Origin of the sequence: Spiribacter salinus M19-40, assembly GCF_000319575.2 — a bacterium.
Classification (GTDB): Bacteria; Pseudomonadota; Gammaproteobacteria; order Nitrococcales; family Nitrococcaceae; genus Spiribacter; species Spiribacter salinus.
The window spans coordinates 655,253-680,145 of record NC_021291.1 but is presented as its reverse complement, the minus strand read 5'-3'; the positions used below and the strand labels follow the sequence as shown (position 1 = coordinate 680,145).

Genomic DNA, 24,893 nt, shown 5'->3' with positions numbered 1-24,893 from the left:
TCCTTGCCCACACTTGATCCAACCGATTGGAGAAACTAAATGGGATTTGCGCTTTCGTCGCTGCAAGTCAGAAGCAGTGCCTTCGGAACCCACGAGCCGATCCCGGTGCGCTACACCGGTGATGGAGACGATGTTGCGCCATCAATTTATTGGCAGGGCGCACCCGAGGGCACGCAGGGCTTTGCAGTGATCTGTCACGACCCAGATGCGCCACTGATCAGCCCAGGCAGCTACGGGTTCGTGCACTGGGTCTACTACAACATCCCGGGTGAGGTGAACGGCCTCGAAGAGGGCAGCGAGGCGTACACCAACGGCGTGACCGACTTCGGCCGGCAGGCCTATGGCGGGCCAATGCCGCCGGAAGGCCACGGGCTGCACCACTACTACTTCTGGGTCCTGGCGCTCGATCAGGCCTTGAACCTCGAGCCGGGACTCACCCTCTGGCAATTCCTTGATCAGGTTGAGCCGCACGTTATCGGCATGAACCGGCTGATTGGCACCTACGAGCGCTGATTCATCTCCGCCCGCCCGTGGGCACACCGTGACAGCAAAGGACAGTCGCCACAGCGCGGCTGCCGCGGCCGGCAAAAGGATTTGCCCAGCTGCACGATCAACGCGTGATACTCATTGAACTGCTGGGCGTCGACAGGCAAATCGGCCTGAAATTGTTGCTGAAGCGTGTCGTACCCGGCACGCGGGTCGACCACGCCGATGCGCGAGAAGATGCGACGGGTATAGGCATCAATCACAAACACGGGCCGCTCAAATCCATAGAGCAGCACGTCATCCACACTCTCCGGGCCAAGCCCATGCACAGCCAGCAAGGCATTGCGCAACGCCAGAGTGGGCATAGCCGCCATCCCCTGCTCACCGCCGAGCGCTAGCCAGGCCTCGCAGGCCGCCCGCAACCGCTGGGTTTTGATGTTGTAGTAACCACTCGGACGAATGCACTCGGCGACGCGCGCCACCGGCGCGGCCAGGATGGCCTCAGGGGCAAACAGCGCGGCATCCCGCAGTCGCGTAATCGCCTGCTCTACATTCCGCCACGCTGCATTCTGCGTCAGCACCGCCCCGACCAACACCTCGAAGCGGCTTTCCGCTGGCCACCAGGCCTGCGGGCCAAGCGCCCCGTGGAGATCCTCATACAGTTCGGCGAAAGCACCCACCCGGGGTTATCGACGCCTTGGGCGCCGTGCTGGGCGGGGACGGGTGGGCTCAGGGTCTAGCCCGACCGCTTCGAGGAGCGCATTGATCCGTGGGGTATCCAGTTCATCAAACTGGCCTTCCCGCAGCCCGGCTGGCATTTCGATCGGGCCGTACTGGACACGCATCAATCGACTGACCTGAAGGCCCTGAGACTCCCAGAGACGCCGGACCAAACGATTCCGGCCCTCACGCAGCCGAACGCGATACCACTCATTGGCGGCGCGATCGGTATCCAGCGGCGCCAGCGCATCAAAGGCCGCTCGGCCATCCTCCAGGTCCACGCCCTGCGTCAGGCGCTGGCGGGTCGCCTCATCAACCCGTCCGTAGACACGAACGGCATAGTCCCGGGCAATTTCATGGCGCGGGTGCATCAAACGATTGGCCAGCTCGCCATCCGTGGTGACGAGCAATAGACCCGCGGTGTTGATATCCAGTCGGCCAATGGCGATCCAGCGTGCGCCTTTCACGCGCGGCAAACGGGTAAAGACCGTGCGGCGCCCTTCCGGGTCGGAGCGCGTGACCAACTCACCGGTTGGCTTGTGGTAGGCAATCACCCGGCGGGCCGGCGCCTCCAGACTCGCCGTATTCACCAGTCGGCCATCAACATGAATTCGCGCGCCTGGCTCGACGCGATCGCCCAGCGTGGCCTTTTGCCCATCGACCCGGACCCGGCCATCAGCGATCCAGCGCTCCAACTCGCGCCGGGAACCGACCCCTGCCCGGGCAAGAACTTTCTGAAGTTTCTCCGAGCTCAAACGGGCATCTCCAGATCCAGTTCGGGATGCTCGGGGCCGTGATCCCCCAACTCCATCAGACTCGGCAGATCACTCAAGCCTGCCAGGTTGAAGTGGTCCAGAAAATCGCGTGTCGTCGCATAGACTGCCGGGCGGCCCGGCGCATCCCGGTGCCCGGCAACGCGGACCCAGCCCCGCTCCTGAAGCGTGCGCATGATGCTGCTACTCAAACTCACCCCGCGAATCTCCTCGATTTCCCCTCGGGTAATGGGCTGTCGGTAGGCAATGATCGCCAGGGTTTCGAGAATCGCCCGGGAGTAGCGTGCGGGTTTCTCTTCCCAGAGGCGTGCGACCCAGGGCGCAAAGGTTTCAGGCACCTGGAGTCGATAGCCACTGGCGACTTGCCTGAGCACCACGCCCCGCCCGTCGAGCTGGCCCTGCAAGCGAACCAGCGCGGCCTCAATATCCCGCGGTGCGGGCTGCGCCTCCTCAGGAAAGAGCCCTCGCAGTTGCTCGACCGATAACGGTTCGCCCGCGGCCAGCAAAGCCGCTTCCAGAATGGATTCAAGTGCCGGCTCATTCATTCGCCGCCCTCCCCTTCAGCCATCAGTTCACCTCCACGCAGGTACAGGGGTGCGAACGGCTCCGCCTGCACGAGCTCGACGAGTGCGGCCTTGAGCAGTTCGAGGACCGCCAGGAAAGTCACGACCACCCCGGCGCGCCCTTCATCAGGACGGAGCAGCTCATCCAGTGACACGAAATGCTCGCGACTCAAGCGGGTCAGCGTCTCGCTCATGCGCTCCCGCACGGACAAGGCTTCGCGCCTGATTTGATGATGATTGAACATCTCGGCGCGGCTCAGTACCTCGGCAAACGCCGCAAGCAATTCTGCGAGGTCGACTTGTGGGGCCCGCGTGGCCTCCTCCATCGGTGGTGTCGCCGCCGAGGCGGGGAATACATCCCGCGCCACTCGGGGCAGATGATCCACCTGTCGACCGGCCTCCTTGAACTGCTCGTACGCCTGGAGACGACGAACCAGCTCGGCGCGGGGATCAAGCGCTTCATCATCGTCACCGGCAGGCGGCCGCGGCAGCAGCATCCGGGATTTGATTTCGGCCAGCATAGCCGCCATCACCAGATACTCCGCGGCAAGCTCGAGGCGCAGATCCTTCATGAGGTCGACGTAACCCATGTACTGCCGCGTGATCTCGGCAATCGGGATATCCAGAATCTCGAGATTCTGCCGGCGAATGAGATAAAGCAGCAGATCGAGCGGGCCCTCGAAGGCCTCCAGAAAAACCTCTAGCGCATCGGGAGGGATATAGAGATCGCGCGGCAACTCACCATAGGGCTCACCGCGAACCCGGGCGGTTACCTCGGTATCAAGCAGATCAGGGGCATCGGTCTCTGTCATCGGGCGCGATAATCCAGACCCATGGCACTACGGACTTCCTGCATGGTGGAGCGCGCCACGCCTTGCGCCCGCTCACAACCCTCACCAATCACCTGACGGACATGCTCGGGATCATCCTCGAGTGCCTCCGCCCGCTCCCGGATCGGAGCGACCTCGGCCTTCACCGACTCGATCAACGGGCCCTTGCAGTCCAAACATCCAATGCCGGCCGACCGACAACCGGTCTCTGCCCACTGGCGGACGTCCGCATCGGAGTAAACCCTGTGGAGGTCGAAGACCGGGCATTTATCCGGATCACCCGGGTCGTTACGTCGAACCCGGGCCGGATCGGTGGGCATGGTGCGGATTTTGTGTTCAATATCCGCCGCCGGCTCTCGCAAAGACAGGGTATTGCCGTATGACTTGGACATCTTGCGCCCGTCCAGTCCCGGCATTCTTGGCGCGTGGGTGAGCAGCGCCTGGGGTTCGGGTAACACCGTCCGGCCGCCGCCTTCCAGATACCCGGCAAGCCGCGCACTATCCGCCACGGTCAGGTTCTGCTGGCTCTCGAGAAGTGCCTGGGCCTCATGCAGCGCCTCGGCATCACCGTTTTCTTGGTAGCGGCGACGCAGTTCGCGATAGAGCCGCGCCTGCTTCTTGCCCATTTTGCTGACCGCGGCCTCAGCTTTGTCTTCGAAGCCCGGCTCACGGCCAAACAGGTGGTTGAAACGACGGGCGAGCTCCCGGGTCAGCTCCACATGGGAGACCTGATCCTCGCCGACTGGCACGCCAGCCGCGCCGTACACCAGAATGTCGGCACTTTGCAGCACCGGATAACCGAGAAACCCGTAGGTAGCCAGATCTTTTTCACGCAGCTGCTCAATCTGGTCCTTATAGGTCGGCACCCGTTCAAGCCAGCCAAGCGGCGCGATCATGGAAAGCAGGAGGTGCAATTCGGCGTGCTCGATTACACGGGACTGGATAAACAGGGTTGCCAGGTTGGGATTAACGCCACAGGCCAGCCAATCCACGACCATGTCCCAGACATTCTGGGAGATGATCTCTCGCTCTTCGTAGGCGGTGGTCAATGCATGCCAATCGGCAATGAAGAAAAAGCACTCATGCTCCTGCTGCAGCTCGACCCAGTTCCGGAGCACCCCGTGATAATGCCCAAGGTGTAAACGGCCAGTAGGCCGCATACCCGAGAGGATGCGATCACCACGAGAGACAGGATTGCTCAAATTGACCTCCGCTGATTCCGGTATTCCAATCATCCATGATAGCCCATCAGAGCTCGAACACGTGGGCGTCACCCGCTCCATGACGAATCACCGCGGGTGCTTCACCACTCAGATCAATGACCGTACTCGGCTCAAGGCCGCCCGCACCGGCATCCACGATCAGATCGACCTGTCCGCCAATGCGATCCCGGATGTCCACCGGATCCGTCATCGGCTCGTCCTCATCCGGCAACAGTAGAGTACTGGTGGTTAGCGGCTCACCGAGCTCCGCCAACAGGGCCTGGGCGACAGGGTGGTGCGGCACACGAATACCGATGGTTCGACGGCGGTCGTGTTGCAATCGCTTCGGAACCTCAGCCGTGGCGCGCAGCACAAAGGTGTATGGCCCTGGGGTATGCGCCTTCAATAGCCGAAAGGCCGTGTTATCAAGGCGGGTATAGCTGCCAATGTCCGAGAGATCGCGACAGGCCAGTGTAAAATGATGTCGTTCACCCAGCCGACGCAGCGCACGAATACGGTCGATCGCGGCTTTTTCACCCATCGCACAACCGAGCGCATAGGTTGTACCGCTGGGATAAACGATCACCCCGCCGCTGCGGAGGATCTCAACGGCTCGGCGGATCAGTCGCGGCTGCGGGGTATCGGGATGGATCTCGAAATACTGGCTCATGCGCCCTCCGTCGGTGCTTGTCTGTCGACGTGTATGGTAGCGTTTCGCGAGTGATTCACGAGACCTGAAAGGCACGAACATGTACTACGCCATCATCAGCGAGGATGTCGAGGACAGCCTGGGCCGTCGGACAGAGGCCCGTCCAGCCCACCTCGCCCGCCTGGAGACATTGCGCGATGAGGGCAGACTGCTGCTCGCGGGACCGCACCCGGCGATTGATGCTGAAGACCCCGGCCCGGCCGGATTTTCTGGCAGCCTTGTCATTGCCGAATTCGAGTCTCTCGAGGCGGCCCGAACCTGGGCTGATGCGGATCCGTACGTCAGCGCCGGCGTATACGCCTCAGTCAAGGTCAAGCCATTTCGACGGGTGCTGCCATGACGGCCAACCTGCGTAGTGAACGGCCTGCCATGATCCGAGAGCGCCTCGAGCAAGGGCTGAGCATTGAATCGCTGTCCGTGCGAGACGACAGTCACTTGCATACCGGCCACGCCGGGGCGCAAGCCGGAGGCGGCCACTTTCACGTACGCATCGTGAGCGATGATTTCGCCAACCACAGTCAGGTCGCCCGGCACCGCCTGGTCTATCAAGCCATGGGTGATGCCATGCGCAATGACTGCATTCACGCCCTGAGCATCGAGGCATTGACGCCGGATGAAGATGCCAGCGGTGATCTGACACCTGAGTGAGAGCCATGATGAAACAGACTGTACAACCCCGACTGACCCGCCTCCTGACAATCCTCGCCCTGCTTGCGGTGGCAGGCACACCGCTGGCCCAGGATCAGGGCGATGTCGTTGCCGAAATCAACGGCGAACCCATCAATGAACTGGAACTCAACCAGCTGGTCGGTCAGCAAACCGGTGGGGAAACCGATCTGCCGGCCGTGCAGCGGCGTCAGTTCCTTGAGGAGATCATTAACCTGGTGCTCCTCGCCCAGGCCGGGGAGGAGGCGGGGCTTGAGCTCAACCCGGAGCTCCAGGCGCAAATCACCAACAACCGCCGTCGCGCACTAGCGCAGTCGTTTGTTCGGGAGAACACCACGGGTGACCCGATTGATGAAGACACGCTGCGCGCGCGCTATGAAGACCAATATGGCGGCGAAGCCCCGCGCGAGTATCGGGCTCGGCATATCCTGGTTGGGGAGCGCGAGCAGGCCCAGGGGCTGATCGACCGGCTCAACGACGGTGAGGCCTTCGAGGCGCTTGCCGAGCAGCATTCCCAGGACGGCAGCTCAGACAACGGGGGTGACCTCGGCTGGTTTACCCCTGGCGACATGGTGGAGCCTTTCTCGGAGGCCGTCACGGGGCTCTCGGAAGGAGAGCTGACCCAGACCCCTGTCCAGACCGGATTTGGCTGGCATGTCATTCGTCTGGATGAGACTCGCGAAGGTGAGGCACCCGCCTTCGAAGACGTGGCCGATGAGCTTCGTATGGGCCTGATTAACCGCCGTATCCAGGACCGGATCAATGCGCTTCGCGAGTCCGCGGACATTGACTACGAGGCGAACTGGGCAGAGCCAACAGACTAACGTTGAGCTGTTCCGAAACCTGCGATGAGAGGGCTCAGTCGAGCAGTGCCCGAAAAGCCGTCTCATCCAGAATCGTGACACCCAGCGCCTCGGCCCGGTCTCGCTTGGAGCCCGGGTCGTCTCCGGCGACCAGGTAATCGGTTTGGCCTGATACGCTGCTGGTCACCTTGCCGCCCCGTGACTCAATGGCCGCGCGCGCCTCATCCCGGGTATAGGCGGCAAGGGCACCCGTGAGTACAAACGTCCTGCCAGCCAGGCGCTGGTCATCAGCGCCAACGGTGCTCGGCGTCTCCTCAGCCCAGGTCACACCCGCATCGAGCAGTCCCTCAATCACCTCACGATTATGGGGTTGTGTGAAAAACTGGCTGATCGACTGCGCAACCACCGGACCGACATCCGGCACAGCCAGCAGTGCGTCTTCATCCGCGGCCATCAGGTGCTCGAGCCGGCCGAAGTGTTGTGCCAGCGTGCGCGCTGTCACCTCGCCAACTTGACTGATTCCGAGTGCATAGAGGAAACGCGCTAGCGTGGTCTGCCGGGAGGCGTCGATCGCGGCCACCAGGTTATCCGCCGATTTCTGACCCATGCGCTCAAGGCCCAACAGGTCGGTCTGACGGAGGTGGTAAAGGTCGACCACCGTATGGACCCGCTCGGTGTCGACGAGCTGCTGGATCAGCTTCTCGCCAAGGCCGTCGATGTCCATGGCACGGCGGGACACAAAATGCATGAGCGCGCCCATGCGCTGCGCAGGGCAGTAGAGCCCGCCCATGCAGCGATGCGCGGCCTCATCATCAATGCGGACAACGTCAGACCCACAGATCGGGCAGTGACTGGGCATGGACCAGGATTCGGCGCCCGCGGGGCGTTTCGCCGTGACCGCATTCACGACCTCGGGGATCACGTCACCGGCCCGCCGGACCATCACGGTATCGCCTTCCCGAACATCCTTACGCTGCACTTCATCGAGATTGTGCAACGTCGCGCGGGTGACCGTTACGCCACCCACCTCAACCGGTTCCAGCGCGGCGACGGGGGTGATTACGCCGGTGCGCCCAACCGAGGGGATAATCTGTTCCACCACCGTGGTGGCTTCCCGGGCCGGCAGCTTGTGGGCCAGGGCCCAGCGCGGGGCCCGGGCCGTTGCACCGAGCGCGCGCCACGTGGCCCGGTCGTTAACCTTGTAGACGGCGCCATCGATTTCATAGTCGAGCGCATCCCGCTCTGCGATCAAACGCGCATGATAATCCAGCAAACCCGCCGCACCGGTCAGGCGCTCAACACGCTCGTTTACCCGGAAACCCCAGTCCGCCAGCTGCTCAAGCACCCCAAGATGCGTATCGGCGATCGCCTCACTACTCGCGCCGATACCAAAGACAAATAATGTCAGTGGCCGCTTCGCCGTGATTCGCGGATCAAGCTGGCGGAGGCTGCCTGCCGCCGCATTCCGAGGGTTGGCGAAGGCGCGCTCGCCCCGCTCAAGGCGCTCGGCATTCAACTGCTCAAAATCGCGCCGGCGGATGACGACCTCGCCACGAATTTCGATTCGGGACGGTGGGGCGTCCGTTAGCAGAATCAACGGGATGCTGCGAATCGTCCGCGCATTCACCGTAATGTCCTCGCCAACCTCACCATCGCCGCGTGTGGCCGCACACGCCAAATGCCCGTTTTCATAACGCAAATTGATCGAGAGCCCGTCGAGTTTGGGCTCTCCGGCAAAGGTCACTTCATCCACATTGAGGGACTGGCGAAGCCGTTGGGCGAATTCCTCGACATCAGCCGGCTCGAATGCATTCGCCAGCGAGAGCATGGGCTCATCATGAGCCGACTCACCAAACGCTGACAACGGCTCGGCACCAACGCGCTGGGTGGGGGAATAGGGGGTTTGTAACTCGGGGTGCTCGGCCTCAAGCGCCTCAAGCGTTTGCAGCAACCGATCGTATTCACTATCCGAGACCGCTGGGTCATCGAGCACGTAATAACGATGATTGTGGTATTCGATCTCGCGACGCAGTGACGCCACCCGCTGAGCCAGGTCGCTCGCTTGCTCACTCACGAAGCTCAGGCTCCCTGTCGACTGGCCAATCGGGCACGCCGGCGGTATTCCAGTAGATCCTCGCGTATGTGCTCGATGGACTGCGCCGTAAGATCACAGCGCCGACTATCGAGTACGTGACCCCCCAATTGATCAGCAATGCGCTGCGCGGTTGCGAGCATCTGTTCGAACGTCACCAGGCCATCAAATGGCCCGGGCAATTGCATGATCAGCGCCACACCGGGCGTGGAGGCTGATTCGGCAGGCTCCGCCTCGAAGGTGCCTGGCTCCAGAATATTCGCCACGGTGTAGAGCGCGACCGTACCGCTGCCGGTATCCAAACCGCGCCGATAAATATGCTGCTCAGTGCGCTTGAGACCCGCGTCTTCCAGCACACTCATCAAATCGGCGAGCGCATAAGGCGCGCGATCCTTGGCCATGACGGTTAGCACCACGACTTTCTCTTCGTCCGATTCGGGGTTGGCCTCAGGCACTGCGGGTTCGGCCTCTACCGGTTCCGCGACCAACGGGTCCTCGTCATCCAGGCCTGGCTCGACCTGATCCGCGAACGGCTCGCGTTTCTCCGAGCCTGGCCGGCTCCAGGGCATGCCCTCACGGCGCCACTCTTGCCACCGGCTGTAGCCATAGACGCCAATGACGATCACGGCCCCCAGGGCCAACAGTATCCAGCGCAGCTCATCCATGTCGGTTTCCGTTGCCCTCCATTAAGTCAGGTTGCAATGGCCGCCAGGGCAACTCAAGTGTCCGCCTCGGCCATTTCCACCGCGGCTTCAACATCCACTGCAACCAGCCGCGACACCCCTGGCTCCGCCATGGTAACGCCGGCGAGGTGGCTCGCCGACTCCATGGTCGTTTTGTTATGCGTAATGACGATGAATTGCACCCGAGAAGACATCTCTCTTAGCAAATCACAAAAACGCCCCACGTTGGCCTCATCGAGCGGCGCATCAACCTCATCCAGCATGCAGAACGGGGCAGGATTGAGCTCGAAGATGGCAAAAACAAGCGACACGGCCGCCAGCGCCTTCTCGCCCCCGGACAGCAGATGAATGTTGGTGATCCGCTTACCCGGCGGCTTGGCCATGATAGTGACACCGGTCTCGAGCAGATCATCATCCGTCATCTCGAGATAGGCCTGACCACCACCAAACAACCTTGGAAAGAGCCGCTGAAGCCCGGCATTGACCTTGTCGAAGGTCTCGCGGAAGCGCGCTCGTGTCTCCCGGTCGATTCGCTGGATTGCGGTCTGAAGGGTCTCCAGTGCCTCGGTCAGATCAGCCTGCTGCGTGTCGAGATAACCTTTACGCTCGGATAGCGTTCGATGTTCGTCAATGGCCGCCAGGTTGATCGGGCCGAGGCGCCGAATTCTGGCATCGAGCCGCTCGAGCTCCGTTTCCCATTCCGCTTCGTCCGCTGTCTCTGGTAAAGCCGCCGTGACAGCGGCGACATCAACCTCCAGGCCATCGAGCTGTTCGCGTTGGGTCTGCAAGCGCGCCTCGATCTCGTAATCGCGGTAACGCGCGCTCTCTGCCGCCTCCCGCAACTCACTCACCGCCGCCTCGGCCGCACTTCTTTGCTGATCTCGCTCACGCAGACCGGCATCGGCGTCCTCAAGACGGCGACGCGCCTCGGCAAGCTCTGTCTCCACAGCGACCCGTTGCTCAAGCAACGACTGGCGCTCTGCCTCCAGGGTTTCATCCGAGTCAGAGACCTCATCCAGCGCCGCCCCCAACTCCTGGTTGCGAGATTCAAGTTGGGCTTTCTGGCGCTCAAGCCGGGCAATGGCCTCATCCAGTGAGCCACGCGCCGTCTGCGCGCTCTCGATACGAAGCGCGATATCCTGGCGGCGACCACGCACCTCCTCTGTGTGCTCGCGCGCCGCTTCCACGGCCTCACGCGCTTCCTCGGCAGTCTCCTCCAGTGGCGCTCGCGACCGATCGACGGCTTCTGCATCGGTCAGCGCGGCCTCGAGACGGTCACGAGCGGCGCGGACCTCGTCATCTGCGGCTTCCATGGCTGACTGCAGTTCCGCTTGTTCCTGCACCAAACCCTCACGCCGGCGATGCTGTTCACGCGCTCGCTCGGCCTCGGCCTCCTGACGGGCCCGGGCACCCGCCAAATCGCGCTCTGTCGCCGCTATTGCCTCTTGTTGCTCCGTGCCTCGCGCCTCGATCATCGTGAGGGCCGACTCCGCGTCGGCAAGCGCCTTTTCGGCATCCGTAACCGCGCTGGCGAACTCAGCGATTTGGCCGGCGAGCGCCTCAATCTCGCGACCACGCGCCAGCACGCTGGCACCTTCCGCTGTTTCTTCAGACCGAACGCGTACCCAATGGGGGCCAAACCACCGGCCATCGCGCGTCACGACGGACTGCCCGGGACCCAGCGCGGAGAGATGCCGCGATGCCGTCTCCGTGTCCTCGGCGATGTGAACGCCCGCGAGCAATTCATGGATCAACGCTGGCCCGCTCACCAGGGATCCAAGCGTGCTCAGCCCTGCTGCGTCTGCCCCGGGTGCGCCAGTCAGCTCTGCGCCCGCGTCATACAGCATGACCTGGCCGCCGGCGAGCGATTCGGCCCTGGCGGCGAGTGTCTCGAGGTCTGATGCGGCAATGGCCTGCAACGCATCGCCGAGCACCGCCTCCAGTGCTCGCTCCCACCCCGGTGCCACTTCGATGCCCTCACCCAGACGCGGTGCACCACGCAGTCCGAGGCGATCAAGCCAGTCACTCACCTCGCCATCAGCACCCAGCGCAGCGGCCTGCAACGTCTCCAGGGAGGTGTGGCGAGCTCGGGCCTCGCTGAGCGCCTCACGGTGGCCATCGAGCGCAGTGCGGGTCGTGTCAATATGCTCACGTGCTTGCGTCCGCTCCGCATCGAGCTGCTCCAGCCGCTGGCCGAGCTCAGCGCGTGAGGCAGTCAACTGTGCAATCTCCGCCTCAAGGCCTGACCCGGGGCTGTTGTCTCCGCCCGGCAGCTCGTCAAGCTCCGCTGCCAACTGGGCCTGACGGCGCTGGCGCTCGGTTTGGCGGGCTTCAAGCTGCTCAATTCGGGCCCGCTCGACCTCGGCCTGACGCTCGGCATCGCCCCGCCGTTCGTTCAGCACGTCGAGCTGTTCTCGCGCCTGATCGAGGCTCAGTCGGGCTTCTCGCGCTTTCTGGTCGGCATCCTCGAGCTCGGTGTCTGTGGCGGTAAGCTCTGGCTCAAGGGTAGCCAGGCGCTCAACCAACAGGGCCTTTTTTTCGGAATCCTCAGCCAGTTCGGCCTCGGTGCGCTCCAGCGCCTCGCGATTGCGCTCAAGCTCACGGGCACTGCTGTCTCTTAATTCGCGCCGATGACTGATCCGCTGCTCAATCCGCGCGATATCTGAACCGATCTGGTAGTACCGCCCCTGTATTTCGTTGAGCGCGTCGCTGTCCTCGGCATGCCGTGCGCGCAGCGACTCCATGTCCCGCTCAACACTGCGCTGCTCAGCAATCCGTGACTCCAGCGCGTTGTTGCGCTCGGCGAGCTCCCGGGCGAGCTCAGCGCGGCTGTTCTCAAGGCCGCGAATGCGCAGCATCAGCAGCTCGGCCCGGCGTTGGCGCTCTTCGCCTTTCAGGCTGCGGTAACGCTCTGCGGTCTCCGCTTGCTTCGCGAGTTTTTCCAGCTGCCGCCCGACCTCATCACGGACGTCCTCGAGCCGCTCGAGATTCTCGCGGGTATCGCGCATGCGCCGCTCGGTCTCCCGCCGGCGCTCTTTGTAGAGGCTGATGCCCGCGGCTTCCTCAAGGTAGCCCCGCAACTCCTCGGGCTTTGCCTCAATCAGGCGCGATATCGTGCCCTGCTCGATAATGGAGTAACTGCGCGGACCCAAGCCGGTGCCCAGAAAGACGTCGGTAATGTCTCGACGCCGGCAACGCGTGCCATTGAGATAGTAGGCGGACTGCCCGTCACGGTTGACCTGTCGGCGGACCGAGATCTCACTGAAGCTGGCGTACTGCCCCCCGAGGGCGCCATCGCTGTTGTCGAAAACCAGCTCGATGCTGGCCTGACCGACGGGCTTGCGACTCCCCGATCCGCTAAAGATGACATCCGCCATGGAGCCTCCCCGCAGATGCCGCGCAGAGCTCTCCCCCATCACCCATCGAACGGCGTCGATGATGTTGGATTTACCGCAACCATTGGGTCCGACGATGGCAGTGATGCCGCCCGGAAAGGGTACCGGTGTGGCATCCACAAACGATTTAAAACCGGTCAGCCGGATCTTGCTGAGGCGCATTACAGTGGTCCATCACCCGACGGCGGAAAAAGCGTAAAAATACCGCCTTTACTCGCTTCTGGGAAATCGCTGTCGGCGGAGCGTGCAACACCGGCTAGGATGACACCATGACTCACAATCCCGTTATCGGGCGCTTCGCCCCCAGCCCAACCGGCCCGCTGCACTTCGGTTCACTCATTGCAGCCGTCGCCAGCTATGTGGACGCACGTGCTGCCGGCGGCCAGTGGCACTTACGGATTGATGATGTGGACCAGACCCGCTGTCAACCGGGCGCAGCCGCCGACATCCAGGCAACACTGGAGGCTTTTGGCCTGCACTGGGACGGCCCCGTACAGACCCAGGACGGAAACCGATCACGATATCAGGCCGTACTCGAGACACTGATCGCGGCCGGTCGGGCCTATCCCTGTGGCTGTACCCGTCGTGAGGTGGCCGCCGTCGGTCGCGAGGGGCCAGCCGGCATGATCTATCCAGGCACCTGCCGGGCCGGTCTCCCCTCCGGCCGTGAGGCCCGCAGCTGGCGCTTTCGGACCGAGCCCGGCGAATGGGTCATCGAAGACCGACACTGTCCCGCGATAACGGTCAACGTCTACCGAGACATTGGCGATTTCATCCTTCTTCGGGGTGACGGCCTCCACGCCTACCACCTGGCCATGGCGATCGATGACGCCGAGCTTGGCGTTACCGACGTGGTACGGGGGGGTGATCTGCGCGCGGCCACGGCACCTCAGGTCACGCTGCAACACGCCCTTGGGCTCTCGACGCCGCGCTATCTACACCTGCCAATTGCCCTGGATGCGCGCGGACGAAAACTCAGCAAAACCAACCAGGCCCCGGCCGTGGACCCGACTCACCCGGCACCGTCACTTCTGGCAGCACTGACCTTCCTGGGTCAGGCACCCCCCTCGTCTCTTCATCAAGCCAGCCCGCTGGAGATCCTGGACTGGGCCACCGCAAACTGGGCCACCCACCAGATCCCGGCTGTTACAGCCTAGGGCTTCCCTTCCTTCACCCAACCTGTGATACGTTCAGTAACAGGAAGGAGGAGGTGTGCCGATGCCCAGGCAAGAAGCGTCTACGGGCTCTGTCAGTCTATTGCTGCTAGGCATCGGACTGGTGCTGTTCGTCTCTCCCTTTGCGATCTGGTGGTCCGGGCTCTCGGCACCCTGGTATCTGCCCTTCGCCCTCTGGCTTGGCTATATCGGCGTGGTCGCGATGACCAACCTGCTCGGGGGCCGGCGTGACCTTTAGCCTGACCACACTTTTCATCGGCGCGACGGTCTATCTGTCGCTGCTGTTTCTCGTTGCTCATGCCAGCGAACGCGGCTGGATACCCAGTCGAATTGTCCGTCACCCAGCCGTCTACGTGCTCTCACTCGGCGTCTACGCGACAACGTGGAGCTATTACGGCAGCGTGGGTTTTGCCGGGAGCTCAGGGCTTGTCTTTATCACGATCTACGTAGGCGTCACGCTCGCCTTTGCGCTCACGCCCGTTTTGCTGATGCCGCTGCTCAGGCTCACCCGACGCCATCAGCTCACCTCCGTGGCCGACTTGTTTGCTTTCCGCTTTGACAGTCAACTCGCCGGCATCCTGGTGACACTGATGATCCTGACGGGGAGCCTGCCCTACCTTGCGCTCCAGGTGCGGGCCGTGTCCGAGTCCACCCAAATCCTCACCGGCGACTCACCACCTCAGCTAATTGCCATCGTGTTCTGTGTGATCGTGACGGTGTTCGCGATCATTTTTGGGGCCCGGCATGTCACGCCACGCGAAAAGCACAGTGGCCTCGTCGCCGCCATTGCCTTCGAATCGGTGGTCAAAATGGCCGCCCTGGTGTTCATCACGGGCCTGGCCGTGAGCATGGCCTTCGGTCATTGGAGCGGGCTTCAGGACTGGCTGAATCAGGATCCCAGGCGGTTATCGCAGTTCACGCGCGGTGTCGGTGGTGGAGAATGGACCGGGCTGATGTTTCTTGCCTTCGCAGCCGCCTTTCTGCTGCCGCGACAGTTCCACATGCTGTTCACCGAGAATCTCCAGGATGCCGGGCTGCGCACGGCGAGCTGGGCCTTTCCGCTGTTCCTGCTGGTGATTGCCGCGGCGATCCCGCCGCTGCTCTGGTCTGGCCAGGCCATCGGACTCGACACACCCACGGATTACACCGTGTTGGGCATCGCCCAATTAACTGAGTCACCCGCTGTCGCGTTGTTTGTCTATCTGGGTGGTATCTCGGCCGCCAGCGCCATGATCATTGTCTCAACGCTGGCGCTCTCGTCGATGTGCCTCAACCACTTGGTGCTGCCTTTGATCAGGCTGGCGCCCCTGGGCGATCTTTACGGCACCCTGCGCTGGGTGCGGCGGATGCTGATCGTTGCCATCATCGGTGCTGGCTACGTTTTCTACCTCACCCTGGAGCGCAGTGACGGGCTGGTGTCCTGGGGGCTGATTTCCTTTCTGGCTATGGCCCAGCTTATCCCCGGCGTTATAGCGCTGCTCTACTGGCCCGGCGCGACCCGATCCGGATTCATCGCCGGGCTGGTGGCTGGCGGCAGTCTCTGGGGCATTGCGGGTCTCTTCCCGGCACTCTCCACCGTTGGCCCGATCGAGGTGGTCGGCGTTGATCTGCTGGCTGCGCAGACGCCGGCCCACTTCGGGAGCATGGCCTTCTGGTCGGTCAGTGCAAATCTGCTGGTGTTTATCGCCGTATCCACCTTCACACGACAAGACCGCCGTGAAGTGGCCGCTGCCGGTGCCTGTCGCGATGTCAGCACGAGCATGCCAAGCGGTGCGCTACTGGCCACCTCACCGCAACAATTCGTCGAGCAACTCACTCCCGTCATGGGCGCCCCGGCCGCGGAGGCCGAAATTGCCAAAGCGCTCGATGACATGGATCTCGCCTGGTCCGAAAACCGGCCTGACCGACTGCATCAGCTGCGTGAGCAGGTGCAACGAAATCTCTCCGGGATGATGGGGCCCGTCCTGGCCCGGGATATTGTGGATCAATGTCTGCGGCTCGACGCTGACAGCCGCGGGGCCATTGCCCAGAATGTGCGCTTGATTGAAGAGCGCCTGGAGCGCTCCCAGGGTGGGCTACGGGGCATCGCCGCCGAGCTCGACACGCTGCGCCGCTATCATCGCCAGATTCTCGAAGACCTACCCCTCGGTGTCGTCGCCATTACGCCGGCGGGCCACATCGCGCGCTGGAATCCGGCCATGGACGCGATGACCGGAATTCGGGCACCCCGTGTGCTGAGCCGACACCTTCGAGAAGTGCCGGCGCCTTGGGGAGAGCTCCTGGCGTCGTTCATCAGTGAGGACAGCAACAAGGCCTACAAACGGCCACTCGCCCTGCCCGATCAGCGCCGCTGGCTCACCCTGCACAAGGCACTGATCGGTGGTCCTGCGGGAGACGAGAATGGGGATCAACTCGTCTTGCTCGAGGATGTCACCGACGTCCAGCGCCTCGAGGATGAGCTGACCCATAGCGAGCGCCTTGCCTCGATTGGGCGCTTGGCAGCAGGGGTTGCCCACGAAATCGGCAATCCGGTAACGGGCATTGCCTGTCTGGCTCAGGAACTGCATGAGGAAGACCCCGATCGAGCGCGATCGACGCAGATCCTGGAGCAGACGCAGCGCATCAACCATATCGTCCAGACCTTGGTTGGCTACGCCCACGCAGGCCGGGTGAACGAGCCCCGCACACCCGAGCCCACCGATCTCGCGGCGGTCACCGAGGAGGCCAAACGGCTGGTTAGGCTGGCCAGTCGCGCCCGGGCGCTCTCTTTTCACAACGATATCCCAGCCGGCCTCGCCGTCATGGCCGAACACCAGCGTCTGGTGCAGGTGTTCGTGAACTTTTACAGCAATGCAGTCGACGCCTGTGCGCCCGGTGACGAGATCCGCACCACGGCCAAGCGCCAGCGCGATACGGTCACGATTCGCATTACTGACTCGGGCCATGGGATCCCGGCCGGCATCCGGGACAAAGTACTGGAGCCGTTTTTCACCACCAAAGCACCGGGACAAGGCACCGGCCTTGGGCTATCACTCGCCTACAACATCGTCAGCGACTACCAGGGCAGCTTGAACCTGCAGCCTCGCCGCGGTCGCACCTCGGGTACGGAGGTGGTCATCCGGTTACCTGTCGCTGATCTGCCGGGAGAACTGCAAGCGCATGGCTGACGTGCTGATCATTGAAGACGAAACCATCATCCGCCAGGCCATCATGCGTCTGCTCGAACGCGATGGCCTGCATGTCACTGGCGCAGAGTCCGTTGAAGAGGCGCTAGCGAATGGCCCGCTCAGCCACCATGATTTAATCGTTGCGGACATTCGCCTCCCCGGGCGCAACGGGATGGACTTGATCGAGGCGGCGGGCGATGTCCCGGTCATTATCATGACCAGCTATGCCAGTGTGCGCTCTGCTGTCGACGCCATGCGGCGCGGCGCGGTCGATTATATCCCCAAGCCTTTTGACAATGACGAGCTGCGGATGACCGTGGAGCGTGCCCTGCGCGAGCATACGCTGCAGCGCCAGAATGCAGCGCTGCGGGCGCAGATCGACGCGGACTACCCGGTGACCGGCATCGTCGGTCACTGCGCGCCAATGCAGGGTGTGTTCGAGCGCATCAACCGAGTGGCCCCGACCGACACAACGGTCTTGATCCTGGGAGAATCCGGCACTGGCAAGGAGCTGGTGGCCCGTTCACTGCACGAGCAAAGCCACCGTCGCGATGGCCCGCTCATCGCCGTGAACTGCGCCTCCATACCAGAAACACTGATCGAGGCCGAGCTGTTCGGCCATGAGAAAGGGGCATTTACCGGCGCCGAGCGTGCCCGTGAGGGTCTGGTTGAGGCCGCGAATGGCGGGACGCTATTTCTCGATGAAATTGCCGAGCTCCCCACCGCTGCCCAGGGCCGGCTGCTGCGGGTTCTGCAAGAATCAGAGATTCGGCGGGTTGGCGCGTCCCAATCAAGACGCGTCGATATCCGGCTTATTGCGGCGACCCATCAGGATCTTCCAGCCCTGATCCGGGTCGGAGATTTTCGTGACGATTTGTATTTCAGAATCAATGTCATGGAGATTCGGTTGCCGCCGTTACGTGAGCGCAGCGAGGATCTGCCCGAACTGGCGCAGTTTCTCCTGGAAAAGGCCTGCCGGCGGCTTAATCGACCGACCATGGCATTCAGCAAGGACGCGCTTGTGCAAATCCAGGCCCATCACTGGCCCGGCAACGTCCGTGAACTGGAGAACGTCATCGAGCGCGCGGTCATTCTCACCGATGGCAGCGAGGTATCGGCCAGCGATCTGGCGCTCAAAGACGCCGACGGCGATCCTGCAGCAGAGAGAATGGACCTGTCGCTGGAGGAGTATTTCCGGGCCTTTGTCCGGACACACGAGGCGGCGCTGACCGAGACAGAACTGGCCAAACGGCTCGGCATCAGCCGCAAAGCCCTGTGGGAGCGACGGCAAAGACTTGGACTCCAGCGCCGACGACAAGCAGGATAGGCAGTAAACGCAGACCCAATGCGACGAATGCAAACGATGGAGGAGTAACGGCATGTCCGCAGAAAAAATCTACCCGGTCCCCGAGACCGTCGCGAACCAGGCTCTGTTGAGCCGCTCAGAATACGAAACGATGTACCGGCGCTCGCTTGAAGAGCCCGACGCATTCTGGGGGGAGCAGGCCGACCGCTTCCTGAGCTGGTTTACCCGCTGGGATAAGGTCAGTAACAACGACCTGACCACCGGTCAGATCCGTTGGTTCGAGGGCGGCAAACTTAATGTGAGCTACAACTGCGTGGATCGTCACCTGGCAACACACGGTGATCGCAACGCCATCATCTGGGAAGCCGACGAGCCGGGCAAAACCCGCCACATCACTTATCGCGAACTCCATGACGCGGTCTGTCGCCTCGCCAACGTGCTCAAAAGCCGTGGTGTCAAAAAAGGCGACCGGGTATCCATTTACATGCCCATGATTCCGGAAGCAGCCGTGGCGATGCTGGCCTGCACACGCATCGGTGCCGTGCACTCGATCGTTTTCGGGGGATTCTCGCCGCATGCCCTCCGTGATCGGATTGAAGATGCCGATTGCCGCACGATCATTACCGCGGATCAGGGCTTGCGCAGCGGTAAGCCCGTCCCGCTCAAAGAGAACGTGGAAAAGGCCATTGAGGGCCTGGATAGCGTGCATACCGTGGTCACCGTCCGGCACACCGGCAACGAGGTGACGTGGAACCCCGATCGCGATATCTGGTACCAGGAGGCAATCGCCGAGGCTTCGGCCGACTGCGAGCCAGAACCCATGGACGCCGAGGATCCGCTGTTCATCCTGTATACCTCCGGTTCAACCGGGAAACCGAAGGGCGTGCTGCACACCACGGGCGGCTATTTGCTGCAAGCTGCCATGACCTTCAAGTACATCTTTGACTACCAGGATGGCGAGATTTACTGGTGCACCGCGGATGTCGGCTGGGTAACGGGACACAGCTATATTGTCTACGGCCCGATGGCGAATGGTGCGACAACGCTGATCTTCGAAGGCGTCCCGACCTATCCGGACGCCGGGCGCTTCTGGCAGGTCATTGATGACCATCAGGTCAACATCTTCTACACCGCGCCAACCGCGATCCGCTCGCTGATGGGCCAGGGCGAAGCGCTGGTCAAGCAATACTCGCGGCAGAGCCTGCGAATCCTCGGCACGGTGGGCGAGCCCATCAACCCCGAAGCCTGGGAGTGGTACTACCGCGTGGTGGGCGACGAGCGCTGCCGGATCGTGGATACCTGGTGGCAAACCGAGACCGGCGCGATCATGATCTCGGCGCTCCCTGGGGCGGTCGATCTCAAGCCTGGCTCAGCGACATTGCCATTCTTCGGCGTTGAGCCCCAGCTCGTCGACAACGAAGGGAACGTCCTTGAGGGCGCTACCGAAGGGAATCTGTGCATCAATCAGGCGTGGCCGAGCATGATGCGCACGATTTACGGCGATCATGAGCGGTTCATGAACACTTACCTGACGACCTACAAGGGCAAGTACTTCACCGGCGACGGCGCCCGGCGTGATGCCGATGGGTATTACTGGATTACCGGCCGCGTGGATGACGTGCTTAACGTCTCGGGTCATCGCATGGGCACCGCCGAGATCGAAAGTGCCCTTGTGCTGCATGACGCGGTGGCTGAAGCCGCTGTGGTGGGTTATCCGCATGATCTGAAGGGACAGGGCATTTACTGCTACGTCACGCTGATCAACGGCGTCGACCCTACCGATGATCTGCAGGCCGAGTTGGCGGCTCTGGTACGCAAAGAGATCGGACCAATTGCCAAGCCAGACGTGATTCAGTGGGCACCGGGCCTGCCGAAAACCCGGTCCGGCAAGATCATGCGGCGCATTTTGCGCAAGGTCGCCACCAACGAACTGGACAGCCTGGGTGACACGAGCACGCTCGCTGACCCGTCGGTGGTCGATGAACTCATCAGCAACCGAGCCAACCAGTAACTGTTACGGAACGGATCACCAATCGCTACGTTTGGTAACGTTTTGTAATGACTCCGTGGGGCGGCATACAGCCAAAGCCCGTCCCACGGGGGATTCTGGTCAAAAAGGCAAAAGAACAAGCTTGCACGGTTCTTGCATAGCTAATGAGTGAGTTGGGCTTGCCCACTCGATAACAATGACGTCTGCAGGAGGAGCAAAGCCAATGGCTTCAGGCAAAGAAGAGGCCGCAAAGGCCTATTGGAAGGAGAACGTCAGACTCCTGATCACGCTGCTGGTGATCTGGTTTGTCGTTGCCTACGGACTCGGGATCATACTTGCCCCGGTTCTCAATAATATCGTGATCGCCGGCTATCCCCTGGGGTTCTGGTTTGCCCAACAGGGTTCGATCTACATTTTCATCGCGCTCATTTTCACCTACGTGTTCAAGATGAACGCGTTGGATCGAAAGTACGACGTCCACGAAGAATAACGAGAGGGGAGAGTCGACATGGGTCTTACATTAACTACCTATCTGATTGTCGGCGCGACCTTCGCGCTGTACATCGGCATCGCCATCTGGGCGAAAGCCGGAAGCACCGGCGAGTTCTACGTCGCCGGCAAGGGCGTCAACCCGATCGCCAACGGCATGGCCACGGCAGCCGACTGGATGTCGGCGGCCTCGTTCATTTCGATGGCCGGACTGATCGCCTTCCTGGGCTATGACGCCTCGGTCTATCTCATGGGATGGACGGGTGGCTATGTGCTGCTTGCCCTGCTACTTGCGCCGTACTTGCGCAAGTTCGGGAAGTTTACGGTGCCCGAGTTCATCGGTGACCGGTTCTACTCCAAGCCAGCACGCGTCATTGCGGTCGTTGCGTTGATCGTGGCTTCGGTGACATATGTCATCGGTCAGATGCGCGGCATCGGCGTGGCGTTCTCGCGCTTCCTGGAGACAAGCTACGAAATCGGGCTGCTCTCGGGTATGGCCATTGTGTTCATCTACGCGGTGTTCGGCGGTATGAAGGGTATTACCTATACCCAGATTGCGCAGTACTGCGTGATGATCTTTGCCTACACGATCCCAGCGGTGTTCATCTCGCTGGCCATCACTGGCAACCCCCTGCCCCAGCTGGGCTTGGGTGGCACGGTCGCCGACGGGACTTTCCTGCTTGAGCGTCTCGATAACATCCTCGTCGATCTTGGCTTTAGTCAGTACACGATCATGAAGGGCACCACGCTCAACATGTTCTTCCTGACCATGTCGCTGATGATCGGTACAGCGGGTCTACCCCACGTCATCATTCGGTTCTTCACCGTACCGCGTGTGCGTGATGCCCGCCTGTCAGCCGGTTGGACGCTGATCTTCATCGCCATCCTCTACACCACGGCACCCGCCGTGGGCGCCATGTCCTTCTACAACCTGATCAACACGGTACAGCCGGGCGAGATCGGCGCTGAAGAAGGCAACCTGGCCTATGAGGACGTACCAGAGTGGTTCTCCCGCTGGGAGGAGACTGGCCTACTTGGTTTTGAAGACAAAAACGACGATGGCCGGATCCAGTACTACAACGCTGACAACGAGGACTTTGCGCCGACGGCCGAGGAATATGGCTGGGAAGGCAACGAGCTCAGCGTTGACCGCGACATCATGGTGATGGCGAACCCGGAGATCGCACAGCTTCCCGCCTGGGTGATTGCCCTGACGGTGGCCGGTGGCCTGGCGGCTGCGCTGTCAACGGCAGCTGGCTTGTTGATGGCAATTTCTTCCGCCATATCGCATGACCTGATCAAGGGTGTGATCAACCCCGGCATCAGCGAAAAGGGTGAACTGCTATCGGCGCGAATCGCGATGGCGGGTGCCATCGTGGTGGCGGGTTATCTGGGCCTGAACCCACCTGGGTTCGCGGCACAGGTGGTTGCCCTCGCCTTCGGTCTGGCAGCCTCGTCACTGTTCCCGGTCCTCATGCTCGGCATCTTCAGCCGGCGCATGAACAGCGCCGGTGCGATGGCAGGCATGATCACGGGCCTGAGCTTCACCCTGATCTACGTGTTCGTCTACAAGGGCTGGTTCTTTGTACCGGGCACGAACATGCTGCCGGATACGCCGGAGTTCTGGGTCATGGGCATTGGGCCGCAGTCGATTGGTGCTGTCGGTGCCATCATCAACGTGTTCTTTGCGCTGCTGGTCTCTCGAATGACGGCACCGCCGCCGAAGGAGATTCAGGAGCTCGTCGAGAGCATTCGGGTGCCGCGGGCTTCATAACCAGCGGATCCGTTAACCGCGTCCAAACGGACGCACTAAAAAACCCCGGGGTGGCGTGGCCATCCCGGGGTTTTTTTATGACTAGAGCTGGTAGCGAACCTCGAGCTTTTTCTGCAACCGCCGGGCCTCCCGAAAGGCCTCTTTCAGAATGCGGCGGTCCATCGGGTTCAAATCTTCCGGGTCGAGACGATTGTTCATCGGCTCACCGGCTGCGGACTGACGCTGATGCTCACGCATCCGCAGCAACTGAACAAACGCAAATGAGCGCTCAAAGGCCCCGGCATCCTCGTCGCTTAAAATGCCCGCTTTTACCAGCGCCCGCAGCCGCTTTGGTGTATTGGCCTCCAGAATGCCGCTCTCGAGAGCCAGCACACGCGCCGCGTCGACAAAGGGGGTGAGGCCACGAACCTTCAGATCCAGTCGATGCGTGCCATCGGCATCCTTTTCCGTGGCGAAGTCACGGAACATGGCCAATGGCGGTTTGATGGCCATGCAGTTGCCCGCCATCGTGTGCAGGAACAAGCTGTTATGCGCGGCGATTTCGACCACGCGCCGATGCAATGCCTCGCCCGCTGCGGTATCTCCCCAGATGGTGCGAAAATCAAAATAAATCGTCGATTTGAGCAAGTTCTGTGGTGTCGCGCTCTCGACCATGCCCCGAAACAGCTGCTCCCACTCGGCAAAGCTCAGGCACAAGGCCGGATTACTGGCCATGACATTGCCCGTGCACAGCGTGAAGCCGCACTGATCGAGCACCTCATTAATGCGGCGCGCCAGCGGTAGCAGCCGTGCCCTGACCTCATCCTCAGCCTCTGCCCCAGGATCGAACAACATGGCATTGTCCTGATCCGTGACACGCGTCTGCTCACTGCGCCCCTCGCTACCAAAGGCAATCCAGGTAAATGCCACGCCGGGGTCATCTGCATCCTCAAGGCAGAGCTCAATCGCGCGGGCAACGGTGCGGTCATTTAAAAGCGTAATGATCCGGGTAATCTGCTCAACCCCCGCACCATGCGCCATCATGGTATCGATCAACGCACCGACGTCACCCCGCGCCCTAACCAGGGCGTCCACATCTCCCGCGCCCGTGATGGCGCGGGCCAGATGAACCAGGTTAATTCGCTGGAGGGCAAAGACATCGCGCTCGGAAATCACGCCAGCGACGCCTCCCGCAGGCTCCGTGATGATCATGTGCCGAATATTACGGCGCGCCATTTCAACAACGGCCTCGAAGGCATACGTATCGGTGCTGAGGGTGCAAGGTTGCGCGGTCATGACCTGTTGGATGGGTTGTTCCAGGTCTTCGGATCGGGCAATCACTGAGCGCAAGTCGTGCAGCGTGAAGATTCCGAGGGGTTGGCGCCGCTCATCGGTAATGAGCATGCTGCCGACTTTGCGGGCATGCATGATTTCCACGACTTCCCGCACCGCGGTGTCTGGCCCGCAAGACACTGGATTAATGTGCATCATCTGGCCCAGCGGCGTATCCAGTGACGAGTCACCGCCGAGATTACCCGCCGCGTGTTGCTGAATATCCCGCTGCACCTGATCGAGCAAACTGCTCACGCCCCGCAGACAAAAGTCCCGGAATGCGGCACTCTCCGCTAGTAATTGTTTGAAAGCCGATCGCGGCAGGCGCAAGCACACCACGGCGGTCCCCGCGGTGTAGACCGTGCGGGTCGCCCGCTCACCAAGCAGTGCGGCCATCGGGAAGTTATCACCGGCTTCGAGTTCGAATTGCTCGACGCCCTCCTCACCAACCCCCGGGCGCTCAGCATCGACACGACCACCGGCAATGAGGTGGAGGTAACCCACCTGGCCGAAACCAGGATCCAGAATCCGCTCACCCGCCTCGTATCGGCGCATTTCACAGTGGTCAAGGAAGTATTGCCGTAGCCGCGCCGAGAATCGATCGAACGGCGCGTGCGAACTGAGAAACTCCCGGGCGATCTGGCCGACTTCCGAATCGGGCATGGCATCTGCCATCCAGCCCTCCTGATGATCCTTTTTCGATGGAGGTCAGTAGATTACCTCGACAAACCCCCACCGGAATACCCTATACTGGGGTAG

General features: G+C 61.8%; 21 protein-coding genes. 11 read left to right on the top strand and 10 right to left on the bottom strand.

Annotated elements, in window-relative coordinates:
- Positions 1-39: 39 nt before the first annotated feature.
- Positions 40-513, top strand: coding sequence for a YbhB/YbcL family Raf kinase inhibitor-like protein (locus SPISAL_RS03370; protein ID WP_016353064.1), 474 nt, complete (start codon positions 40-42; stop codon positions 511-513).
- Here SPISAL_RS03370 and SPISAL_RS03365 read toward each other — a convergent pair.
- From SPISAL_RS03365 to SPISAL_RS03340, 6 genes are read right to left on the bottom strand one after another with little or no spacing between them, the layout of a single operon-like run.
- Positions 501-1,166, bottom strand: a complete 666-nt coding sequence (locus tag SPISAL_RS03365; protein WP_016353063.1) for an endonuclease III domain-containing protein — start codon at positions 1,164-1,166, stop codon at positions 501-503. The genes SPISAL_RS03370 and SPISAL_RS03365 overlap by 13 nt on opposite strands.
- 6 nt (positions 1,167-1,172) lie before the next feature.
- Complete coding sequence (rluB, locus tag SPISAL_RS03360) at positions 1,173-1,961, bottom strand: 23S rRNA pseudouridine(2605) synthase RluB (RefSeq protein WP_016353062.1); 789 nt, start codon at positions 1,959-1,961, stop codon at positions 1,173-1,175.
- Positions 1,958-2,524 (bottom strand): SMC-Scp complex subunit ScpB, encoded by a 567-nt coding sequence (gene scpB / locus SPISAL_RS03355; protein ID WP_016353061.1) that lies wholly within the window; start codon positions 2,522-2,524, stop codon positions 1,958-1,960. The genes rluB and scpB overlap by 4 nt, the downstream gene beginning before the upstream one ends.
- Complete coding sequence (locus tag SPISAL_RS03350) at positions 2,521-3,354, bottom strand: segregation and condensation protein A (protein WP_016353060.1); 834 nt, start codon at positions 3,352-3,354, stop codon at positions 2,521-2,523. The genes scpB and SPISAL_RS03350 overlap by 4 nt, the downstream gene beginning before the upstream one ends.
- Positions 3,351-4,607 carry a tryptophan--tRNA ligase gene (locus tag SPISAL_RS03345; protein ID WP_081633210.1) on the bottom strand — a complete coding sequence of 419 codons (1,257 nt, stop codon included), beginning with the start codon at positions 4,605-4,607 and terminating at the stop codon, positions 3,351-3,353. Before SPISAL_RS03345 ends, SPISAL_RS03350 begins: the two co-directional genes overlap by 4 nt.
- A gap of 13 nt (positions 4,608-4,620) precedes the next feature.
- On the bottom strand, positions 4,621-5,244 hold the full coding sequence (locus SPISAL_RS03340; RefSeq protein ID WP_016353058.1) for an L-threonylcarbamoyladenylate synthase: 624 nt from the start codon (positions 5,242-5,244) through the stop codon (positions 4,621-4,623).
- Positions 5,245-5,323: 79 nt separating this feature from the next.
- On the opposite strand from SPISAL_RS03340, the gene SPISAL_RS03335 reads away from it, so the two are divergent.
- From SPISAL_RS03335 to SPISAL_RS03325, 3 genes are read left to right on the top strand one after another with little or no spacing between them, the layout of a single operon-like run.
- Positions 5,324-5,623 (top strand): YciI family protein, encoded by a 300-nt coding sequence (locus tag SPISAL_RS03335; protein WP_016353057.1) that lies wholly within the window; start codon positions 5,324-5,326, stop codon positions 5,621-5,623.
- A complete protein-coding gene (locus SPISAL_RS03330; RefSeq protein ID WP_016353056.1) occupies positions 5,620-5,931 on the top strand; it encodes a BolA family protein in 312 nt (103 codons plus the stop codon). Before SPISAL_RS03335 ends, SPISAL_RS03330 begins: the two co-directional genes overlap by 4 nt.
- A 5-nt stretch (positions 5,932-5,936) precedes the next feature.
- Positions 5,937-6,773 (top strand): peptidylprolyl isomerase, encoded by an 837-nt coding sequence (locus tag SPISAL_RS03325; protein WP_051111882.1) that lies wholly within the window; start codon positions 5,937-5,939, stop codon positions 6,771-6,773.
- A gap of 34 nt (positions 6,774-6,807) precedes the next feature.
- Here the strand turns inward: SPISAL_RS03325 and ligA are convergent, their stop codons facing one another.
- Genes ligA through smc form a run of 3 tightly spaced genes read right to left on the bottom strand, consistent with a single transcriptional unit; the run spans position 6,808 to position 13,084 of the window.
- Positions 6,808-8,826 (bottom strand): NAD-dependent DNA ligase LigA, encoded by a 2,019-nt coding sequence (ligA, locus tag SPISAL_RS03320; protein WP_016353054.1) that lies wholly within the window; start codon positions 8,824-8,826, stop codon positions 6,808-6,810.
- A gap of 5 nt (positions 8,827-8,831) precedes the next feature.
- Complete coding sequence (locus SPISAL_RS03315; protein ID WP_016353053.1) at positions 8,832-9,509, bottom strand: cell division protein ZipA; 678 nt, start codon at positions 9,507-9,509, stop codon at positions 8,832-8,834.
- 53 nt (positions 9,510-9,562) lie between these two features.
- Positions 9,563-13,084 (bottom strand): chromosome segregation protein SMC, encoded by a 3,522-nt coding sequence (gene smc, locus SPISAL_RS03310; protein WP_016353052.1) that lies wholly within the window; start codon positions 13,082-13,084, stop codon positions 9,563-9,565.
- Between the two features lie 107 nt (positions 13,085-13,191).
- Here smc and gluQRS point away from each other — a divergent pair, with 107 nt between their 5' ends.
- The 7 genes from gluQRS (at position 13,192) to SPISAL_RS03275 (ending at position 22,823) form a co-directional block, all read left to right on the top strand.
- A complete protein-coding gene (gene gluQRS / locus SPISAL_RS03305) occupies positions 13,192-14,079 on the top strand; it encodes a tRNA glutamyl-Q(34) synthetase GluQRS (protein WP_016353051.1) in 888 nt (295 codons plus the stop codon).
- 61 nt (positions 14,080-14,140) lie between these two features.
- Positions 14,141-14,335 (top strand): hypothetical protein, encoded by a 195-nt coding sequence (locus tag SPISAL_RS03300; protein WP_016353050.1) that lies wholly within the window; start codon positions 14,141-14,143, stop codon positions 14,333-14,335.
- Positions 14,325-17,264 (top strand): ATP-binding protein, encoded by a 2,940-nt coding sequence (locus SPISAL_RS03295; protein WP_016353049.1) that lies wholly within the window; start codon positions 14,325-14,327, stop codon positions 17,262-17,264. Before SPISAL_RS03300 ends, SPISAL_RS03295 begins: the two co-directional genes overlap by 11 nt.
- Positions 17,257-18,591 (top strand): sigma-54-dependent transcriptional regulator, encoded by a 1,335-nt coding sequence (locus tag SPISAL_RS03290; protein ID WP_016353048.1) that lies wholly within the window; start codon positions 17,257-17,259, stop codon positions 18,589-18,591. The genes SPISAL_RS03295 and SPISAL_RS03290 overlap by 8 nt, the downstream gene beginning before the upstream one ends.
- A 52-nt stretch (positions 18,592-18,643) precedes the next feature.
- Entirely contained in the window at positions 18,644-20,581 is a 1,938-nt protein-coding gene (gene acs, locus SPISAL_RS03285) for an acetate--CoA ligase (protein ID WP_016353047.1), read from the top strand.
- A 202-nt stretch (positions 20,582-20,783) separates the two neighbouring features.
- On the top strand, positions 20,784-21,050 hold the full coding sequence (locus SPISAL_RS03280) for a DUF4212 domain-containing protein (protein ID WP_016353046.1): 267 nt from the start codon (positions 20,784-20,786) through the stop codon (positions 21,048-21,050).
- Between the two features lie 18 nt (positions 21,051-21,068).
- A complete protein-coding gene (locus SPISAL_RS03275) occupies positions 21,069-22,823 on the top strand; it encodes a sodium:solute symporter family protein (protein WP_016353045.1) in 1,755 nt (584 codons plus the stop codon).
- An 81-nt stretch (positions 22,824-22,904) separates the two neighbouring features.
- Here the strand turns inward: SPISAL_RS03275 and SPISAL_RS03270 are convergent, their stop codons facing one another.
- Positions 22,905-24,809 carry a putative nucleotidyltransferase substrate binding domain-containing protein gene (locus tag SPISAL_RS03270; protein ID WP_016353044.1) on the bottom strand — a complete coding sequence of 635 codons (1,905 nt, stop codon included), beginning with the start codon at positions 24,807-24,809 and terminating at the stop codon, positions 22,905-22,907.
- Between the last annotated feature and the right edge of the window lie 84 nt (positions 24,810-24,893).

Bases quoted from the DNA above. Each gene is read 5' to 3' on its own strand.
- SPISAL_RS03370 (WP_016353064.1), top strand. From the start codon at position 40: ATGGGATTTGCGCTTTCGTCGCTGCAAGTCAGAAGCAGTGCCTTCGGA.
- scpB (WP_016353061.1), bottom strand. From the start codon at position 2,524: ATGAATGAGCCGGCACTTGAATCCATTCTGGAAGCGGCTTTGCTGGCC.
- SPISAL_RS03350 (WP_016353060.1), bottom strand. From the start codon at position 3,354: ATGACAGAGACCGATGCCCCTGATCTGCTTGATACCGAGGTAACCGCC.
- SPISAL_RS03345 (WP_081633210.1), bottom strand. From the start codon at position 4,607: ATGATTGGAATACCGGAATCAGCGGAGGTCAATTTGAGCAATCCTGTC.
- SPISAL_RS03340 (WP_016353058.1), bottom strand. From the start codon at position 5,244: ATGAGCCAGTATTTCGAGATCCATCCCGATACCCCGCAGCCGCGACTG.
- SPISAL_RS03335 (WP_016353057.1), top strand. From the start codon at position 5,324: ATGTACTACGCCATCATCAGCGAGGATGTCGAGGACAGCCTGGGCCGT.
- SPISAL_RS03330 (WP_016353056.1), top strand. From the start codon at position 5,620: ATGACGGCCAACCTGCGTAGTGAACGGCCTGCCATGATCCGAGAGCGC.
- SPISAL_RS03325 (WP_051111882.1), top strand. From the start codon at position 5,937: ATGATGAAACAGACTGTACAACCCCGACTGACCCGCCTCCTGACAATC.
- SPISAL_RS03315 (WP_016353053.1), bottom strand. From the start codon at position 9,509: ATGGATGAGCTGCGCTGGATACTGTTGGCCCTGGGGGCCGTGATCGTC.
- smc (WP_016353052.1), bottom strand. From the start codon at position 13,084: ATGCGCCTCAGCAAGATCCGGCTGACCGGTTTTAAATCGTTTGTGGAT.
- gluQRS (WP_016353051.1), top strand. From the start codon at position 13,192: ATGACTCACAATCCCGTTATCGGGCGCTTCGCCCCCAGCCCAACCGGC.
- SPISAL_RS03300 (WP_016353050.1), top strand. From the start codon at position 14,141: ATGCCCAGGCAAGAAGCGTCTACGGGCTCTGTCAGTCTATTGCTGCTA.
- SPISAL_RS03290 (WP_016353048.1), top strand. From the start codon at position 17,257: ATGGCTGACGTGCTGATCATTGAAGACGAAACCATCATCCGCCAGGCC.
- acs (WP_016353047.1), top strand. From the start codon at position 18,644: ATGTCCGCAGAAAAAATCTACCCGGTCCCCGAGACCGTCGCGAACCAG.
- SPISAL_RS03280 (WP_016353046.1), top strand. From the start codon at position 20,784: ATGGCTTCAGGCAAAGAAGAGGCCGCAAAGGCCTATTGGAAGGAGAAC.
- SPISAL_RS03275 (WP_016353045.1), top strand. From the start codon at position 21,069: ATGGGTCTTACATTAACTACCTATCTGATTGTCGGCGCGACCTTCGCG.
- SPISAL_RS03270 (WP_016353044.1), bottom strand. From the start codon at position 24,809: ATGGCAGATGCCATGCCCGATTCGGAAGTCGGCCAGATCGCCCGGGAG.